Annotated in this window: 12 protein-coding genes; 8 read left to right on the top strand and 4 right to left on the bottom strand. The window is 60.3% G+C overall.

The genetic code is table 11. The annotated features are described in order from the left end of the window. Window positions 1-15: 15 nt before the first annotated feature. The 3 genes from NHU87_RS01400 to tssA are packed head-to-tail and all read left to right on the top strand — an operon-like array spanning window position 16 to window position 5,701. Window positions 16-783: a DotU family type IV/VI secretion system protein gene (locus NHU87_RS01400; RefSeq protein ID WP_253544918.1), complete on the top strand. Its 768-nt coding sequence runs from the start codon at window positions 16-18 to the stop codon at window positions 781-783. Then, on the top strand, window positions 780-4,616 hold the full coding sequence (locus tag NHU87_RS01395) for a type VI secretion system protein (protein ID WP_253544917.1): 3,837 nt from the start codon (window positions 780-782) through the stop codon (window positions 4,614-4,616). The genes NHU87_RS01400 and NHU87_RS01395 overlap by 4 nt, the downstream gene beginning before the upstream one ends. Next, window positions 4,613-5,701 (top strand): type VI secretion system protein TssA, encoded by a 1,089-nt coding sequence (gene tssA / locus NHU87_RS01390; RefSeq protein ID WP_253544916.1) that lies wholly within the window; start codon window positions 4,613-4,615, stop codon window positions 5,699-5,701. The genes NHU87_RS01395 and tssA overlap by 4 nt, the downstream gene beginning before the upstream one ends. Window positions 5,702-5,709: 8 nt before the next feature. Here tssA and NHU87_RS01385 read toward each other — a convergent pair whose 3' ends face one another. Beyond that, window positions 5,710-6,681: a 2-hydroxyacid dehydrogenase gene (locus NHU87_RS01385; RefSeq protein WP_253544915.1), complete on the bottom strand. Its 972-nt coding sequence runs from the start codon at window positions 6,679-6,681 to the stop codon at window positions 5,710-5,712. A 477-nt stretch (window positions 6,682-7,158) separates the two neighbouring features. Between NHU87_RS01385 and NHU87_RS01380 the strand changes: the two genes are divergently transcribed. Further along, the gene (locus NHU87_RS01380; RefSeq protein ID WP_253544914.1) at window positions 7,159-8,439 is read left to right on the top strand and encodes a serine/threonine transporter; all 1,281 of its coding nucleotides are present in this window, start codon (window positions 7,159-7,161) and stop codon (window positions 8,437-8,439) included. 202 nt (window positions 8,440-8,641) lie between these two features. On the opposite strand, the gene acnB is transcribed toward NHU87_RS01380, so the two are convergent. Then, entirely contained in the window at window positions 8,642-11,242 is a 2,601-nt protein-coding gene (gene acnB / locus NHU87_RS01375; RefSeq protein ID WP_253545612.1) for a bifunctional aconitate hydratase 2/2-methylisocitrate dehydratase, read from the bottom strand. 407 nt (window positions 11,243-11,649) lie between these two features. Between acnB and NHU87_RS01370 the strand changes: the two genes are divergently transcribed. After that, window positions 11,650-12,120 (top strand): DUF1289 domain-containing protein, encoded by a 471-nt coding sequence (locus tag NHU87_RS01370; protein WP_048394589.1) that lies wholly within the window; start codon window positions 11,650-11,652, stop codon window positions 12,118-12,120. 119 nt (window positions 12,121-12,239) lie between these two features. On the opposite strand, the gene NHU87_RS01365 is transcribed toward NHU87_RS01370, so the two are convergent. After that, on the bottom strand, window positions 12,240-13,103 hold the full coding sequence (locus NHU87_RS01365; protein WP_253544913.1) for a universal stress protein: 864 nt from the start codon (window positions 13,101-13,103) through the stop codon (window positions 12,240-12,242). A gap of 159 nt (window positions 13,104-13,262) precedes the next feature. Here NHU87_RS01365 and NHU87_RS01360 point away from each other — a divergent pair, with 159 nt between their 5' ends. The 3 genes from NHU87_RS01360 to NHU87_RS01350 all read left to right on the top strand — a co-directional run bounded on the left by NHU87_RS01360 (window position 13,263) and on the right by NHU87_RS01350 (window position 16,113). Continuing rightward, entirely contained in the window at window positions 13,263-13,871 is a 609-nt protein-coding gene (locus tag NHU87_RS01360) for a tRNA-(ms[2]io[6]A)-hydroxylase (protein WP_007906324.1), read from the top strand. Between the two features lie 247 nt (window positions 13,872-14,118). Next, the gene (locus tag NHU87_RS01355; protein ID WP_253545610.1) at window positions 14,119-14,826 is read left to right on the top strand and encodes a winged helix-turn-helix domain-containing protein; all 708 of its coding nucleotides are present in this window, start codon (window positions 14,119-14,121) and stop codon (window positions 14,824-14,826) included. After that, window positions 14,827-16,113 (top strand): ATP-binding protein, encoded by a 1,287-nt coding sequence (locus NHU87_RS01350; RefSeq protein WP_253544912.1) that lies wholly within the window; start codon window positions 14,827-14,829, stop codon window positions 16,111-16,113. It abuts the gene before it with no gap. A gap of 92 nt (window positions 16,114-16,205) precedes the next feature. Here NHU87_RS01350 and NHU87_RS01345 read toward each other — a convergent pair whose 3' ends face one another. After that, entirely contained in the window at window positions 16,206-16,994 is a 789-nt protein-coding gene (locus tag NHU87_RS01345; RefSeq protein WP_253544911.1) for a MipA/OmpV family protein, read from the bottom strand. Window positions 16,995-17,012 lie beyond the last annotated feature (18 nt).

Here is a 17,012-nt window from a genome sequence, read left to right as displayed (position 1 = left end):
AGGAAGGAACGTCATATGTCTGAGGGCAATGTCGGGTCGGGTACACGAGGCCTCCACGAAGCACCATTGAGCAGTGCTTTTCGCCAGGCCTGGCAGCAATGGTCCCAGGACTGGAACCAGTTGCCCAAGGACAGCGAGGACGAGGCGCTGGTGGAAGCGGTGGTCGAACTCTCCACGCAGATCTCCCAGCGTCTTTGGAGAACGGCATTCGCCAAAGTCGGTGACGCCGCCACAGAGCAAGTCAAGGCGCTGGTCTATGCCTTTGTCGCGCTGGTCGATGAAACCTTGCTGTTTACGCCGTGGCCGGGCCAGTCGGCCTGGCAGGAAAAACCGCTGGAATCGCGGTTGTATTCCAGCCGTCAGGCCGGTGAACGGATACCGCTGGCGATCAAGGAGCTGCTGGACGAACAAATCCCCACCACTCGCGATCTGGCCAATGTCTATCTGCAGTGTCTGGTGTTGGGGTTTCAGGGACGTCTGCGCGGCGAGCAGAATCAGGCCCAGCATGAAAAATGGCGCCTGGCGCTGTTCACCTTTGCCTGGCAGCACGAGGCGGATTATGCCGACGTCAGTGCCCGGCTCGAACAACCTTCGGCCGTGCCGCCGGTGCAATTGCCGGTGCGCCTTTCGTTGCCCGACGGTTTTCGCCTGGGCCTGGGGATTCTCGCCATGGTGCTGCTGCTGACCGGGTTGGGGCAGTTGTTCTGGCGTGACATTCGTCTGGAACTCGAACCGGTCTTGCAGTTGACCGATTCCGTGACCGCCTCGGAGCAAGACTCATGAGCACGCTGGGGATTATCGGCCTCATCATCGCCGTGCTGTTGGTGCTGGCGATTATCGGGGTGGCGGTTTGGTGGTTGCGCACGCAAAGCGGTGCGGCGATTCGCAGTTTTTACCTGGCGGTGCGGCACATGGAGCAGGAGCAGGGCGCCCAGGACCGCTACCAGATTCCATGGCTGCTGATGCTCGGCAACGAAACCCAGGGCACGCAGTTGTGTACGCAGTGGCGCTTGCAGCCCACCGACAAACCGGCCTGGTTCGGTCGCTGGTGGTCGGACCCTGAAGGTGCGGTATTGGTGGTGCCACAGGCGCTGTTTTTGCCGGATGAAGGCATGCACTTGCAACGGGGCGGCTGGTGGCGCTTGCTGGGATTGATCTTGCGCCTGCGCAGTCAACGTCCGCTGGACGGGGTGATCTGGACGGTGCCGGTCAGCCGCTTGGGCAACGTCGAGCAAGCCACGACCCTCGGGTTGGCGGCGCGCCGGCGCTTCATCGATGTGTTGCAACGGTTCGGGCTGAGCCTGCCGGTGTACGTGGTCATTACCGGCATGGAAGAGTTGCCGGGCTTTCAGGAATTGATCACCGCGCTACCGGTCGAGGCCCGCGAACGCACGGTGGGTTGGTCGTCGCCCCACGGGATCGATGCGGTCTGGCAAGCGCAATGGAGCGATCAGGCGCTGGATCAGGTGACTCGGGCCTTGGCGGAATCGATCATCGAAATCGGCGCCTTGTCCGGGCAGTTGAGCAGCGAATTGTATGGCTTGCCGGAACGCTTCGAAGCCATGCGGCGCCATCTGCAATCTTTGCTGGAGCCGGTTTTTCAGGGCAATGCTCAAGGCGAGGCGCCGCGCTTTCGCGGTATTTATTTCACTGCCAATCAGCCCTCGGAAGACAGCACTGACGGCTTTTCGGCCTACGACACCGGGTTGCAGCAAAGCGCCTTCGCCCGGCAATTGTGGCAGCGGCGGGTGGTTGCCGAGCGCGGCCTGGCCCAGGTGGTGCCGCGTCTGTTACGCCTGCGTCAGCGCTGGCAGCGCGTGACCGGAGCAGTGGCGCTGGTGGTCGCGGTGGTTTGGGGCGCGGGCATGCTGTGGGTCTGGCAGGATTCGGTCAAGGAGGCCCATGAACTCTCGCGCCTGTTGCAAGGGGCGCAGAAAAACTACGCGGCGGTCACCGATGAATCTCATCGGCTGGAGTCGACCCGGCGCAACGTCCAGGGGTTCTGGCGGGTGCTGGAAAAGGCGCCGGGCTGGAGCTTCACCTCGGTGGTATTTCCGACCTCCTGGTTCTCTTCGCTGGATGCGCAGCTGGCAAGCGAGTTGCGCCTGACCGCCCACAACCATTTGATGCTGCCGTTGCGCGACCTGTTGAGCGCGGAGCTGGCGCAACTCAAGACCATCCGCAACACCGAACGACGGGGCAACGTTGAAAGCGAAGATCCGGCCCAATGGCAAAACTACGTCAAGGCCAAGGATCTGGTAGAGCGCGCGGTACGTCTGGAGCAGCAGAACCAGTGGTTCAGTCAGGCGCTGAACAGCCCCAAGGCCCCCCTCGAAGACCTGGTGTTGCTGAGCAACAACGCGTTATCGCTAAACCTCAACGTCGGCACTTTGCACCGTGCCGGTTTTTACAACCGGGCGTTATTCGATGTGGATGGCAGCGACTTGCGGCCACTGGACCTGACCGTCGAGAGTCCGGTGATCGAGGAAAATTTCCTCGGGCTCATGGAGCGCTGGCTGGATCAGTATTTCTTGGCCGACAATTTCGTGCGTCAGGCCGGTTATCTCAAGCTGCATCTGGAACGGCTCGAAGCCGGCAGTGGCAACACCCTCACCGAGCTCGAAGATTTGCGAGCACTGGTCGATGACCTGCAAACTGTGATCGGCCTGACGAATTCGGCGTGGGGCCGGGGCAAAGGTCAGGACCTGGTGCCTGGCTATCGCGAGTTGCTGGACAATGTGCGCAAAAGTGTCTTGCTCGGACCGCAACTGGAACAACAGTTGGAGATGCAGGCGGCCAAGCTGCAGCAGAGCTTTCGCGATCAATGGATCGTTCAGGCCGGTTCCCGGGATAATTTGTTGATTCAGCAAGGCAGTGGGCAACTGGTCTTGCAGGAACATGTGGTGCAGCTCAATAACGCCGTGCAGGCGCTATTCAAACGTGACTTTGTGGCCATCGCCTTACAGGCGGATCGGTCCGAAGCCCCGAGTGGGCAGGGGCAGGGTGTTGATGGCGATGACCTCGACAGTGCGCTGAACTATTTCGCCAGCTACAAGAGTTACGCCGCCGAAGAGTTGCCGCGTATTCCCCCGGCGTATCGCGGTGCATTGCTGCAAGCGGCCGAAGGCGCGGTGGTCAAGGCCATGTTGTCGAGCCTGCGCGAGCACAATGCGCAGGCCCACGGCGGCGTCTTCAATGTGCAGGCCTCCCAGGCGATTGCCTTGCAGAAAGCCTTTGTCGAGGTGCGTCGCAGCGATCTGGCCACGCGTTTGCAAACAGCCTTGAACCGCCGCGCCTTGGCCGAAGTTATCAGTGGCCTCGATGAAATCGTCGCCCAGCCCCTGTTCAGCGGACGCGCCGAAATCAGTCAGTGGGACGGCTCGAAAAACCTGGGGCTGCAACTGTATGGCGCCAACGACGTGCAGGATTTGAAACTGAGCCTCAAGCAGCAATTCAACACCATGCTCGGCATCACCGAGCGCCGCACTTCGGCGCTGGAATGGCTGAAAGTGCAGCAACAGAATCTCTCGGCGCTGGATTATGAACGTGTGACGCAGTTCAATGCGCTCAACGACGAACTGCTCAAGTACAAGGAGCAGAATCCCGCCAGTTCGCCGGCGCAGATCGAGCAGTTGGTGAGCCGCGACTTCATCGAAATGGACGCCACGTCCTGCGGCCAGATCCTGCAAACCGCCAACCTGTCTGGCGGGCGCGGAACACTGGCGTTACGAGCGGTGGATCTGCAACAAACCGCCATGCAACGCTGCCAATTCCTGCAACAGCAACAGGCCGCGGCGGCGTGGAACGACTTGGCCAACTATTTCAATCAGTACCTGGCGGAGCGCTTTCCGTTTGCCAATGGCCTTCAAGCGGCTGACGCCGACCCGGCCAGGGTTCAGCATTTACTGGAACTGATCGACAAGCGTTTGCCGGTGGCGCAGGCCGGATTGCTGCTGAGCCAGACCCCGGAGCGCTTGGCCGCCGAGGACTTTCTCAATCGTCTGAAGCAAGCCAGCACCTGGCTGGGTCCGATGTTTGTGCGCGACAAGAGCGGTGTGTTGGGGCTGGAGATGGACGTGCGCTGGCGCACCGATCGAGAGGAAGAACGCGGTGCCGATCAGGTGATCGCCTGGGGCTTGAATGCCGGCAATCAACAGCTCAGCTACCCCGGCGAGGCTCAGCAGAACCTGCGCTGGATGGTCGGCCAACCGATTCGGCTGACCTTGCGTTGGGCCCGAAATGGCTACCAGCGCCCGGCCAACGATCCGTTACAGCCGAGCCTGGTGGTGCGGGATCTGGAAGCGGGCTGGGAGTACAGCGGTCCGTGGTCGTTATTGCGCTTGATGCGTTCGCACGTGTCGGTGCAACGCCAGCCGAACATGGACTACACGGATTTTCCGTTGACCTTGCGCCTGCCCGTGACGACGCAGTCCAGCACCGCCACCGCCGAGCAAACCCTGATGTTTGTGCGTCTGTCGTTGATGACCCAGGGCTCGAAATTGCCGTTGTCCATTCAGCCCTTGCCAACCCGGGCCCCACGCTCACCGTTCATGGTGACGAGATCGACCGCGGGCATTGAAGCCCAGGACATCGAACCGCAAAAGGAGGGCCTGTGAATCAACCTTCAACGCCGTTGCCGGAACTGATCACCCAACTGCTCGAACCGATCAGCGCGGAGGCGCCCTGTGGCCAGGACCTGCGCTATGAGCCTGAGTTCGACCGGTTGCGCGAACTGCGCCGTGAGGACGACACCAGTTTGCCCACGGGGGTGTGGCAGTCGTCGATCAAGCGCGCCCAATGGCCGGAACTGGAAAAACTGACCACCAGCCTGCTGCTCGAACGCAGCAAGGATTTGATGCTCAGCGCCTGGCTGGGGGAGGCCTGGCTGCATCAGGACGGGCTCGAAGGTTTGCCGGGCAGCCTGGCGCTGGTGGCCGGGTTATGCGAACGCTATCCCGAGCACCTGCACCCACAGGCTGAGGACGGCGATCAGTCATGGCGGGTGATACCGCTCGAATGGCTGGCTCGACGCTACGCTGAAGTGTTGCTGACCCGAGTGCCGTTGTTCGAGCCGCGCAACAATGAATTCGATGGTTTCTGTCTGGATGCCTGGCGCCGGTTGCAGCTGCTCCAGGTACAGGCCAGCGACAGTAAAACGGCCAAGACCTCAGCCGAGAACGCGCGCAACGAACAGAAAAAACTCACCGAACAGATTCGCGCCACCCCGTTGTCATTCTGGTTGCGCAGCCAGGGCACGCTGCTGCTCAGCCAGCAGCACTTGCAACGCCTGGAGGTGTGGAGCGACGCGTATCTCGGCAACCAGGCCCCAGGCTTCAAAGCGCTGCAGGATGTGATCGAAGCGTTGTTGACGCTGGTTCAGGAGTTCATCGCCATGCACCCACGAAAACCAACCCCGGCGCCTGTCGAAACGCCTGCGGTGGCGACATCGAGCCCAGCCGCTGTGCCGGACATCATCCCGGCCCCTCAGACGTTCAGCGAGCCGGCGAATCGTGAAGAGGCGTACCGGCAATTGCTGTTGATCGCCGAGTACCTGGCGCGCACCGAACCCCACAGCCCGGTGCCCTATTTGATTAAACGGGGCGTGGAGTGGGGCAACAAGCCCCTGAGCGAGTTGCTTGGGGAGCTGATAAGCGCCGATGCCGAATCCCGTCGACTGTGGACGCTGTTGGGCGTCCTTTAGTGGTTCCTTTAATGAGTGTTCCGGGCGGCTGCCGACGGCGGCGGTAAAGCAATCGGGGTCAGGACCGGTTGCCCGGAAAAAAACGCCGTCAGGTTTTTGCCGACCAGTTCCACGGTGCCTTGGGTGGCTTCCGGGGACAATCCGGCGACATGCGGCGTCAGAATCACGTTGGCCAGTCCCTTGAGGGCGTCCGGCACCTGGGGTTCGTTATCGAAGACATCCAGGGCGGCGCCAGCAATCCGTCGTTGCTCCAGCGCGCTTATCAGGTCTGCCGTGACGATCACGCTGGCCCGCGCGATATTGACGATAAATCCGTTGGGCCCTAAAGCGTCGAGTACCTGCCTGTTGATCAAGTGCTGGGTACCGAGCCCGCCGGGTGCGGCGACTATCAGGAAATCCGAGTGGCGCGCCAGTTCGGTCGGCGTCGAGCAGAAGCTGTAGGGCACGTCGCTGCGATGCTGGCGGTTGTGGTAACTCACGCTCATGTCGAAGCCGTTGGCGGCACGTTTGGCGATAGCGATGCCGACGGCACCGAGGCCGAGGATGCCCAGGCGTTTACCCGCTAGGGAAGGGCGCATGATTTTCGGCCATTCGCCCCGACGCACGGCAGCATCGCAACGGGGAATGTCGCGCACCAGCGCCAGCAGCAACGCCATGGCGTGGTCGGCGACGGAAGAGGCATTGACGCCGGCCCCGTTGGTGACGGTGATGCCGCGGTCGGCGGCGGCTTGCAGGTCGACGTGCTCATAGCCGGCGCCGATCACGCAGATGATCTTGAGATTGGGCAGGGCGGCAATTTCATTGGCGTGCAGGCCCAATGGACCGCGGGTCAGCACCGCATCAATCTGACTGCCCTGTCGGGCAATGGCAGCGGCGCGCTCGGCCGGGGTCGGGGCCAGGATCAAATGAAACCCCTGATGTTCGAGAATCGGCAGGTATTCATTAATGGTTTCAACCAGTACCAGAACAGTTGCGGTCATGCTGGGCTCCTGCGGGCAGCGGAATGTCGGGGGCTCGAACGTCACTTCAGATTGCTGACGCCAGAGCGGTTTGGCAATGGCCAGGGGTTTTGGCTACCAAGGGTAGGAGCTGGCGAAGCCTGCGATCCTTCTAATGACAACACTAGATCAGTGCGAGGCAGATGGAGAGGATTTGTCCGCGATGAATGTTGCGCAGCCGTAATGCAATCTGTGTAGGAGCGAGGCTTGCCCGCGAACCAGTCGCCTCGGTCCATCAGGAGTACCGCGTTATCGTTCTTCGCGGGCAAGCCTCGCTCCTACAGAAGAACGCAGGGCCAGCCGCATCTGATCCGCATAACCATTCCTCAGCTAAGCCTTTGCTTCTGTTGATTAATCCCGGACAATCGCGCCCCTGTTTCGGCCAGGGCGCTGCCTGTCGGTTTTTTCCGACTCGTCCTGACCGGGTGGCAAGTGACCGGAAAGCGGAGATCCGACCGGATGAATGATCAGGCCAATAGCGTCGACGAACGCTATGTAGCGGCGACACCAGCGAGTCTCGAAAGCTGGAATCGCCATGACACCACCTGGATGCTGGGCCTGTTTGGCACGGCAATCGGGGCGGGTACCCTGTTTTTGCCGATCAACGCGGGGCTAGGCGGCTTCTGGCCGCTGCTGGTCCTGGCGTTGCTGGCGTTCCCCATGACGTTTTACGCCCACCGTGGCCTGACCCGCTTCGTGTTGTCCGGCCGCGAAGGCGCTGACATCACCGAAGTGGTGGAAGAACACTTTGGCATCAAGGCCGGTGCGCTGATCACGTTGCTGTATTTCTTTGCGATCTTTCCGATCCTGTTGATCTATAGCGTGGCCCTGACCAACACCGTGGGCAGTTTCCTCGAACATCAACTGCACATCATGCCGCCACCGCGCGCCGTGCTGTCGTTCGTGCTGATTCTCGGCCTGTTGGCAGTGGTGCGTTGCGGTGAGCAGGTGATCGTCAAGGCCATGAGCCTGATGGTGTATCCGTTCATCGTCGCGCTGCTGTTCCTGGCGGTGTTCCTGGTTCCGCACTGGAATGGCGGCATTCTCAGCACCGCGACCACGCTGCCTGAGCCATCGGCGCTGCTGCACACTCTATGGCTGGCGATTCCGGTGATGGTGTTCTCGTTCAACCATTCGCCGATCATCTCGGCGTTTGCGGTGGACCAGAAGCGTCGCTACGGCGTGCATGCCGAAGAGCGCAGCTCGCAGATCCTGTCCCGCGCCCACCTCTTGATGGTGGTGATGGTGCTGTTCTTCGTCTTCAGCTGCGTGCTGACCCTGTCGCCGGCACAACTGGCGGAAGCCAAGGCGCAGAACCTGTCGATCCTGTCGTACCTGGCCAACCACTTCAGCAACCCGACCATCGCCTTCGCCGCGCCGTTGATCGCTTTCGTGGCCATCTCCAAGTCGTTCCTGGGCCACTACATCGGCGCCAGCGAAGGCTTGAAGGGCCTGATCGTCAAGAGTGGCAAGCGCCCGGCACCGAAGACGCTGGACCGTATGACTGCGACGTTCATGCTGGTGGTCTGCTGGATCGTTGCCACGCTGAACCCGAGCATTCTCGGCATGATCGAAACCCTCGGCGGCCCGATCATCGCGGCAATCCTGTTCCTGATGCCGATGTACGCGATCCGCAAGGTTCCGGCCATGGCGCGCTTTCGTGGTCATGCTTCCAATGTCTTCGTGACAGCGGTGGGCCTGGTGGCGATTACTGCGTTGATCTACTCCCTGACTGCTTGAGTGCCGATCCTCCAGGCACGCTGAATACCCTGTAGGAGCGAGGCTTGCCCGCGAAGAACGATGACGCGGTCTTGCAGTTTGTCCGCGTGATGGCTTTCGCGGGCAAGCCTCGCTCCTACAGGTTTTGTGCGGTGTTTGGGAGCAGGCATAAAAAAACGCCGCTCATCTCGCGATGGGCGGCGTTTTTTATGGCGTTGTAACGTTAGGCTTGAACGACCGGGATGTTGGCGTTCGCTGCAGCTTCACGGAACTCGGCGATCTGGTCGAAGGACAGGTAGCGGTAAACATCGGCCGCCATGCTGTCGATCTTGCCAGCGTATTCCATGTACTCCTCGACGGTCGGCAGGCGACCCAGGATGGACGCAACGGACGCCAACTCGGCCGAAGCCAGGTAGACGTTCGCGCCGTCACCCAGACGGTTCGGGAAGTTACGGGTCGATGTCGACACAACAGTCGAGTTAGGCTCTACACGTGCCTGGTTACCCATGCACAGCGAGCAGCCTGGCATTTCCATGCGTGCGCCGGCCTTGCCGTAGATGCCGTAGTAGCCTTCTTCGGTCAGTTGGTGAGCGTCCATTTTGGTCGGCGGCGACAGCCACAGACGGGTTGGCAGCTGACCCTTGACCTGTTCCAGCAACTTGCCGGCAGCGCGGAAGTGACCGATGTTGGTCATGCACGAACCGATGAACACTTCGTCGATCTTCTCGCCAGCAACGCTGGACAGCAGTCGGGCGTCGTCCGGATCGTTTGGCGCGCAGAGCACAGGCTCTTTGATGTCGGCCAGGTCGATTTCGATGATTTCAGCGTATTCGGCGTCAGCATCGGCAACCATCAACTCAGGGTTGGCGATCCAGGCTTCCATCGCTTGAGCGCGACGTTCCAGGGTACGCACATCGCCGTAGCCTTCACCGATCATCCAGCGCAGCAGGGTGATGTTCGATTGCAGGTATTCGGTGATCGACTCTTTCGACAGCTTGATGGTGCAACCGGCAGCTGAACGTTCGGCCGAGGCGTCGGACAGCTCGAAAGCCTGTTCGATGCTCAGGTTGTCCAGGCCTTCGATTTCCAGGATGCGGCCGGAGAAGGCGTTCTTCTTGCCTTTCTTCTCGACGGTCAGCAAGCCAGCCTGAATCGCGAAGTAAGGAATGGCGTGAACCAGGTCACGCAGGGTGACGCCCGGTTGCATCTCGCCTTTGAAACGCACCAGGATCGATTCCGGCATGTCCAGCGGCATCACGCCGGTGGCAGCGGCGAATGCGACCAGACCGGAACCGGCCGGGAACGAAATGCCCATCGGGAAACGGGTGTGCGAGTCACCACCGGTACCGACGGTGTCCGGCAGCAGCATGCGGTTCAGCCAGCTGTGGATGATGCCGTCGCCCGGACGCAGGGAAACGCCGCCGCGGGTCATGATGAAGTCTGGCAGGGTGTGGTGGGTGGTCACGTCGATCGGCTTTGGATAAGCCGCGGTGTGGCAGAACGACTGCATCACCAGATCAGCGGAGAAGCCCAGGCACGCCAGGTCTTTCAGTTCGTCACGGGTCATTGGACCGGTGGTGTCCTGAGAACCCACGGTAGTCATCTTCGGTTCGCAGTAGGTGCCTGGACGCACACCGACTACGCCGCATGCCTTGCCGACCATTTTCTGCGCCAGGGTGAAACCCTTGGTGCTTTCAATCGGGGCATCCGGCTTCTTGAACAGGTCGAATGCTGGCAGACCCAGTTCGGCGCGAGCCTTGTCGGTCAGGCCACGGCCGATGATCAGCGGAATACGACCGCCGGCACGGACTTCGTCCAACAGCACTGGGGTCTTCATTTCGAAGGTGGTGATGACTTCGTCGGTACCGTGCTTGCAGACTTTGCCAGCGTGCGGGTACAGGTCGATCACGTCGCCCATGTTGATGTTGGTCACATCGAATTCGATTGGCAGTGCGCCGGCATCTTCCATGGTGTTGTAGAAGATCGGAGCGATCTTGCTGCCGAAGCAGAAACCGCCAGCACGCTTGTTCGGCACGAAAGGAACGTCGTCGCCGAAGAACCACAGCACCGAGTTGGTGGCCGATTTACGCGACGAACCGGTACCGACCACGTCACCGACGTAGGCGATCGGGAAGCCGCTGTTGCGCATTTCTTCGATCTGCTTCATCGGACCGATGGAGCCTTGCACGTCCGGCACGATGCCGTCGCGAGCCATTTTCAGCATGGCCAGGGCGTGCAGCGGGATGTCCGGACGGGACCAGGCATCCGGAGCCGGGGACAGGTCGTCGGTGTTGGTTTCGCCAGTCACCTTGAACACGCGCAGGCTGATCTTGTCGGCCAGCACAGGGCGGTTCTTGAACCACTCGCCGTCGGCCCAGGATTGCAGAACGCCTTTGGCGTGAACGTTGCCGTTCTTGGCGCGTTCAGCGACGTCGTGGAAGGCATCGAACATCAGCAGGGTGTGCTTGAGTTCTTCGGCGGCCACTGGCGCCAGTTCGGCGTCGTCCAGCAGATTGACCAGCGTCACGATGTTGTAGCCGCCCTGCATGGTGCCGAGCAGTTCAACAGCGCGTTTCTTGTCGATCAGAGGGGATTTGGCTTCGCCTTTGGCGAGGGCAGAGAGGAAACCGGCCTTTACATAGGCAGCTTCGTCCACGCCTGGCGGAACGCGATTGGTGATCAGGTCAACGAGGAAGGCTTCTTCGCCAGCCGGGGGATTCTTCAGCAGCTCGACCAGGCCTGCAGTTTGTTCGGCGTTAAGCGGCTGGGGAACGATACCCAGTGCTGCACGCTCTTCGATATGTTTGCGGTAGGCTTCAAGCACAGTTATTACCCTCATCAGTGGTCCCAAATGGGTGTCCGGGACGCTCATCCCGAAATTGCCGTACTCATGCGCTGCGTGGCGTTGTGGGCCGCTTAGCCAGAATTACCGGCAATTCCTTACAGAAGCTGCTTTCAAAGTTTTACGCCTGCAGAACGGGGAGCTGATGAGGGTTGGCGTCAGGTTTTTCACCGCTGAAAAACCCTTCGCCAACACCGCTCTGAAGGAACGACTGTGCTCGTGACGCTTTGAAAACAGCTTCTAACGGACATTGGCGCCTTAAAAGGCTGGCTGATTCTACGGCAAAAAAATTTTTTAGGTAAGTTAGCCCCTGAACTTTGAGGGGTGATGAATGTTAGACAAAGGGCTAACATGCCGACCTGTTCTGCTTTCCCGTGTTTTGCCTACCTATGCCCAATCAGACCATCAAGACCCCCTGCGTCGGCCTCTGCTCCACTGTTTACGGTGATCTGGTGTGCCGTGGCTGCAAGCGTTTCCACCATGAAGTGATTCACTGGAACGGTTACAACGAGGAAGAAAAACGCGCGGTGTGGCTGCGTCTTGAGCAACTGCTGTCGCAGGTGATGGCCAGCAAGGTAGAGATTTTCGATCCCGCGTTGCTGCGCCTGCAGCTGGAACAGCGCAAGATCCGCTTTGTGCCGCATCAGTCGGAATATTGCTGGGCTTATCAGCTGATTGCCCGCGGGGCGCGGGTCATCAACAATCTGGAAGCCTACGGGATGGTGCTGCTGCCGGAGTTCCGCGATTGGAACCTGCCGGAACTGCGCGATGCCATTGATCGGGAATTTTTTCTGCTGTCTGAGGCGCATTACCAGCGCTACATTGCGCCGGGGTTTCTCAAGGATGCGTTTGGCGGGTAAATCTTAAGAGCTTCGCGGGCAAGCCTCGCTCCTACAGGTTATCGGTGTTTTCATGATCGATACATAACCTGTAGGAGCGAGGCTTGCCCGCGAAGGCGATTTAACCGGCACTGCAAATCTCAATGCTGAGTCACGATCTCCTCCAGATGATCCATGACCGTATCCGGCTTGAGCACCAGCACATCACTCTCCAGCGCATCGAGCACCACTTCCGCCGTATTACCGATCAACGCCCCGGACAACCCGGTCCGCGCCACGGTGCCGATCACCGTCACCGACGCTCCCAGTTTTTTGGCCATGTACGGAATCAACACATCCGCCGGGCCTTCCTCGATATGCAAGTGGTCATCATCAATGTCGAACTCGGCCTGGAACGCCTTGCATTGCTCGCGGTAACTGGCCTCGATCGTTTCCTTGAGCTGAAACGTCGGGTCGGCCGCTGACAGCATCGGCGATGGATGGGCGCTGATCACGTGCAAATGGGCCTTGGCCAGACTGGCGATGTCATAGCCATGATCGATGATACTGGCGTGCAAGGTGCGGTGTTCGCCGTCGATGTTGCCGACATCGATGGCCGCCAGGATCACGCCGCCGGTCCAGGGTTTCGAGGTTTTCACCAGCAGCACCGGAGTCGGGCAGTAGCGCAGCAGTTTCCAGTCCGCCGGGGTCAACAGGGCTTTTTTCAGCGGGCTGTCGGGGAAATGCTGTTTGACCACCAGTCCGCAGCCTTCGGCTTGCTGCACATCGACGATGGTTTCGTGCAGGCTGTCGTTCCAGGCTTGTTCGGTGGTGACGCTATAGCCGTCCTCCAACAGCGCTGCCTTGAGCACGCCCAGCATGCCAGCGTGGTCATGCTTTTTATCGCAGACCAGCAGGTGCAAATGGGCCTGGGTCACGCCAGCGATCAGTTTGGCCCGTTTGAGCGCCAGGCTCTCCGAATGCTCGGGTTCGATGACCACCAGAATGCTGCGAATGGCTTGCATGATCGGAATCTCCATGAAGTAAAAAATACTGCGTTGGACAACTATAGTTGCTGGTCGGCATTCGGCGACTTGATGCATATCAACGGTCGCGGCTGGTGGTCTGTCGGCAGCCCGGTATAATCGGCGCCCTTCGTTCTGTACCTTTTATCCGTGAGCCCCATGATCCTTCCCGAAATTCACGAGTTCCTCGGCTGCCGCACGCCTGATGGCTGGGTCCAGGCCGCGCTGGCCGATCAGGAAACTTTGCTGATCGACCACAAAAACTGCGAATTCAAGGCGGCCAGCACGGCGTTGAGCCTGATTGCCAAATACCACTCCCACGTCGATCTGATCAACCTGATGTCGCGTCTGGCCCGGGAAGAGCTGGTGCACCACGAACAGGTCATGCGCCTGATGAAAAAGCGCAAGATCGAGTTGCGTCAGCTGTCCGCCGGGCGTTACGCCTCGGGGCTGCGCAAAGTGGTGCGCAGCCATGAACCGGTAAAGCTGGTGGACACGCTGGTGGTCGGCGCCTTCATCGAAGCGCGCAGCTGCGAGCGTTTCGAGGCGTTGGTGCCGCATCTGGATGAAGAACTGGGCAAGTTCTACTTCGGTCTGCTGAAAAGTGAGGCGCGGCATTTCCAGGGTTACCTGAAACTGGCCTATCAGTACGGTGACGCCAAGGACATCGCCCAGGTGATCGACAAAGTTCGGGACGCCGAGCAGGCATTGATCGAGTCGCCGGATGTGGAGTTTCGCTTTCACAGCGGTGTGCCAGCCGCCGCATAACCTTGTAGGAGCGAGGCTTGCCCGCGAAGGCGATCTCAAGGACGCTTTCGCCGGCAAGCCGTGCTCCAACACATTCCATCCGCACGTTGCGATCGTTTGCGTCTGAATTGTTAAAAACTCTTAAAAGAATGAAACATCGCCAAAAACCGGCCCACGCGGCCGGTTTTTGCTGCCTGCGATAACCGTCCCGCCCGTGATTGGCGCCATAATGCCGGCCACTTCACTCAAGGGTTGGCAAACGGTCGTTATGGATAACCTGGGTTTTGGCAAAGTATTGCTGGTGGAAGACGACGAAAAGCTTGCCGGGCTGATCGCGCATTTCCTGTCCCAACACGGCTTCGAGGTCCGACAGGTGCACCGCGGTGATCTCGCGTTGGCCGCTTTCCTCGACTTCAAACCGAAAATCGTGGTGCTCGACCTGATGCTGCCGGGCCAGAGCGGCCTGCACGTGTGCCGCGAAATCCGCAGCGTATCCGACACGCCGATCGTCATCCTCACCGCCAAGGAAGACGACCTCGATCACATCCTCGGCCTGGAATCCGGTGCCGACGACTACGTGATCAAACCGATCAAACCACCGGTGCTGCTGGCGCGTTTGCGCGCCTTGCAACGCCGTCAGATGCCGGACAGCAGCGTGTGCAGCGCGCTGGAGTTCGGTCATTTGAGCATCGACCGCAGCTGCCGCGAAGTGCGATTGGCGGGCGAGGGCATCGAGCTCACCACCATGGAATTCGAACTGCTGTGGTTGCTGGCCAGCGCCGCCGGCAAGACGCTGTCCCGCGACGACATTCTCAACCGCATGCGCGGTATCGCCTTCGACGGCCTCAACCGCAGCGTCGACGTCTATATCAGTAAATTGCGCGGCAAGCTCAAGGACAACCCGCGCGAGCCGGTGTGCATCAAGACCATCTGGGGCAAGGGTTACCTGTTCAATCCGTTTGCGTGGGAGCTGTAAATGCTGCGGTTATTTTTGGGGCTGTTTCTGGTGATGACGGTTGGCCTGGTATTGGGCCTGCAAACCGTTGAGCGAACGTTCGATGCGCTTCTCGACGGTCAGATGCAGAGCTACAACCGAGAGGCGGGGCGGGGCCAGGCCTGGTCGCTGGCCGAGCAGTTGCGCGGCCTGGACAGTGCGGCCAAGGAGCGCCAACTGGAAGCCGTGCGCCCCCACTACGGCTTGGGCCTGACCCTGGTCGAGACCGATCAACTGTCCCTGACCGATCAGGAGAAAGCCGAGTTGGCCCAAGGCCTGCTGGTGATTCGCGACGAGTACACGCAATTCATCTCGCGCATTGACGACGGCTCGCAGCTGCTCAGCATCAAACTGCCGGCCGAGCCGAGCCTGATGTCGTTCTACATTGCCGCGGCCTATCTGATGATCGCGGTGATGATCGGTTTCGTGTTGTTATTCTGGGTGCGCCCGCACTGGCGCGATCTGGAAAAACTGCGCCTGGCCGCCGAGCGATTCGGCGATAACGACTTGTCGTCGCGCATCCAGTTGTCCAAGCGTTCGAACATTCGCGACCTGGCCGAACACTTCAACCTGATGGCGGCGCGCATCGAAGGCCTGATTGCCAATCATCGCGAGCTGACCAACGCGGTGTCCCACGAACTGCGCACGCCGATTGCGCGGTTGTCGTTTGAACTTGATCAGCTCAAGCAACAATCCGACCCGACCCAGAATCACGAACTGATCGCCGACATGTACGCGGACCTCGGCGAGCTGGAAGAGATGGTTTCCGAGCTGCTCACTTACGCCAGCCTTGAGCGCGGCGCCACGGTGATCACGCGGGAGAACATTCAGGCCAGCAACTGGCTCGACAGCGTGGTTGGCAGCGTGGCGCTGGAGGCTGAGGCCGCCGGGGTGCAGCTGTTGATTGTCGAATGTCAGGTCGACGAAGTTCGCATCGAACCGCGGTTCATGGCCCGCGCGGTGATCAATTTGCTGCGCAATGCCATTCGCTACGCCGACGAGCGGGTGGAAGTGTCGTTGGTGCGCACCGGTGATCATTACGAAGTGCGGGTCAACGACGACGGGCCGGGCGTGCCGCTGGACGGGCGGGAGAAAATCTTCGAACCGTTCTCGCGCCTGGACGCCAGCCGCGATCGCCGCACCGGTGGTTTCGGCCTGGGCCTGGCGCTGGTGCGACGAGTGTCGCAATCCCATGGCGGGCAAGTGGAAGTGGGGGACTCGCCTTGGGGCGGGGCGTCGTTTCGCATGACCTGGGCGCATGTCGATTAGCTGTGGCGTTCTTGCGGACGCCTTCGCGGGCAAGCCTCGCTCCTACAGGGTTTTGATCGTTCCCCCGCAGAGCGTGGGAACGATCCTCGATCTCAGAAGGTATAAACCACCTGCCCAGCCAACGACGTCTGCATCCGCCGCTTCACAATCGGGCTGTCCGCCGCATCATTGGCCAGGTACTGAACGGCCAGCACCGTCGAAAGGCTCCACTGATCATCGATCAGCAACGACCAGGTCAAATCCGCCCCGCGACTGAACAGCCCGCCATGAGTGTCATGAGCCCGGAACTGACTGCGTGAAGCCTGAGCCGCGCTGATGCCATACCAGGTGCGCATGTAGTTGCTGTCGCCGAACTGACTGTTGAGGCTGCCCACGAGCTTGCCATAGTCACCCTCATAAAACGGAGCGCTGATGCTCAGCTTCAACCGGCTCCAGGCCGAACCGGTGTCGTGATCGTCATCGTCTTTTTCCAGTGCATGTTCGAAGGTCGCGCCGAAGATGATCGGCCCCATGTTATAGGTCCCGTCCAGCCCCAGCAGCGGGCGCGACTTGATCGAGCCCATGCCGTCGAGTTCATCCGAGCCTTTGAATCCGCTCTTGCGATCCTTGCGCACATCACTGGCGCCGATGTACACGCTCAGGCCGAAATCGTCTTCATCAAACGCCCAGCCAAAACCCTTTTGAGTATCGAGAAAAACCCCATAAGGGCTGATGATCTTTGCCCCCAACAGCGGCGCGACTACGCGTTCATCGCTGCCGCTGTAACGCGGCACGCTGGCGGCACCGGCTCGCAGGCTGTAGCGCCAGTCTTCGGCGTGCAATGGGTCGGAAGAGATGAGCAGGCAGCATGAAGTCAACGGCAGACACAACGAACGGAACATGGGAGCACCCGAGGGGAA

Origin of the sequence: Pseudomonas mandelii, from assembly GCF_024138395.1 — a bacterium.
In the GTDB taxonomy this organism is placed as follows: domain Bacteria; phylum Pseudomonadota; class Gammaproteobacteria; order Pseudomonadales; family Pseudomonadaceae; genus Aquipseudomonas; species Aquipseudomonas mandelii_E.
This window is presented reverse-complemented; position numbering and strand designations above follow the sequence as displayed.